This is a genomic window from Paractinoplanes rishiriensis (assembly GCF_016862375.1).
Lineage (GTDB): Bacteria > Actinomycetota > Actinomycetes > Mycobacteriales > Micromonosporaceae > Actinoplanes > Actinoplanes rishiriensis.
In genome coordinates this window covers 1-1,344 of the sequence record NZ_BOMV01000161.1, presented here as the reverse complement: position 1 = coordinate 1,344, position 1,344 = coordinate 1, and the positions used below count along the sequence as shown (strand labels likewise).

Sequence of the window (1,344 nt, the reverse complement as noted above, 5' to 3'; positions counted from 1 at the left end):
CGGGCTCGATCGGCGTGCGGTCGCCGATGAGAGTGCACCTCTGGCTTGCGGAGCGACGTCAGGTGAGGAGCAGGGCGGTGAGCATCGACATTACGACTGGGGGGTGAGACGCAGACTGTTGAGGTCGAACGTGGCGGCCGAGATGGCCTCCGGCACATAGCCCCGGCCACCACTCTGCGGTGATGCCGCGAAGAAGGCGCTCCAAGCGGAGGACATCCCCGGGCTCGGTCCCCATCACTGGACGATCATGGTCTGGTGACGGACGAGACGAAGCGCCGCGGCCGGTTGATCGTGCTACGCGGCAACTCCGGGTCGGGCAAGACCACGACGGCGCGGGAGCTGCGCCGCCGGCATCCGGGCCGGTTCGTGTGGATCGAGCAGGACAACATCCGGCGGACCATCATCGACGAGGACGGCCTCGCCCAGCGGCCCCTCACGGTCGACATGATCGATCGCTGCGCACGACTGGCGCTCGACGGGGGCGCGACGTCATCGTCGAGGGCATCCTGGACGCCACCCGCTACGGCCCGATGCTGCATGCCCTGCACGCCGACAGCCCGTCGGCCTTTTACTACTTCGCCCTCACTTTCGAGGAAACCGTACGCCGACACGCCACGAGGCCCCTCGCCGACGCTTTCGGCGTGCAGGACATGGCCCGTTGGTACCGCGCCGACGACCGCCTGAACGACGTACCCGAAGTCGTGATCGGCCCTGAACAACGCCTGCAAGAGACCGCCCGCCGCATCCAGGTCGATTTGACCAACATGCCCAGACGTCATCTCAAGTCATTGTCCCATTAGATCAGTTCCTCCGTCAGCGAGGAGCAACGGCAGCAAGAGCCGGAGGGCACGCGCTTGCGCAGCCAGTGACTTCTGAACACCGGCCCGCGTCAACGCACCGTTCTTCGGTTGACCGGCGCCGGTCAGCTTTGCCTTGCGCACCAGGTACCACACAGGCGCGCGCAAGACACTATGGCCGGCGTCGTAGTTGACATATGTGTCTACGGTCTTGTTGCGCACCTCCAAGATTGCCCAGATCGACCATGGACCTGACACGTAACCGACGAATTCTGGTCTCGGAGTTCGTGGCCCATCAAGACCGAATTCTTTTGCCATGAATTCAAGTTCGCGCACAGCGTCAGTCGGAAACGATGCTAGGCGAGCATCCTTCATTTCTACCTCTTTTCAATGCCCAGCACGTGTTGCGCGGCTCGCGTATAGCCTATCTGGTCCAAGTACTTACTGAAGGCGCGAGGCTAATGGCCGTAAGGGCTCCATGAAGTGAACCGAAACGCGGAAGCCAGCACCTTCTTAATGCTCATGATCAACTCACTCACATGCCGCC

2 protein-coding genes and 1 pseudogene are annotated in these 1,344 nt (G+C 62.6%); 2 read left to right on the top strand and 1 reads right to left on the bottom strand.

Features of this window, described 5'->3' with window-relative positions:
- Window positions 1-255: 255 nt before the first annotated feature.
- Together Ari01nite_RS51635 and Ari01nite_RS50780 are read left to right on the top strand one after the other, a co-directional pair.
- Window positions 256-471: pseudogene (locus tag Ari01nite_RS51635) on the top strand (AAA family ATPase); the annotation flags it as partial.
- Window positions 472-530: 59 nt separating this feature from the next.
- Complete coding sequence (locus Ari01nite_RS50780; RefSeq protein WP_239163710.1) at window positions 531-800, top strand: P-loop NTPase family protein; 270 nt, start codon at window positions 531-533, stop codon at window positions 798-800.
- Here Ari01nite_RS50780 and Ari01nite_RS49370 read toward each other — a convergent pair.
- The gene (locus tag Ari01nite_RS49370; protein WP_203791683.1) at window positions 786-1,172 is read right to left on the bottom strand and encodes a hypothetical protein; all 387 of its coding nucleotides are present in this window, start codon (window positions 1,170-1,172) and stop codon (window positions 786-788) included. The genes Ari01nite_RS50780 and Ari01nite_RS49370 overlap by 15 nt on opposite strands.
- Between the last annotated feature and the right edge of the window lie 172 nt (window positions 1,173-1,344).

Excerpts from the sequence above, each read along its gene's own strand:
- Ari01nite_RS49370 (WP_203791683.1), bottom strand. The coding sequence starts at position 1,172 with ATGAAGGATGCTCGCCTAGCATCGTTTCCGACTGACGCTGTGCGCGAA.
- Ari01nite_RS50780 (WP_239163710.1), top strand. The coding sequence starts at position 531 with ATGCTGCATGCCCTGCACGCCGACAGCCCGTCGGCCTTTTACTACTTC.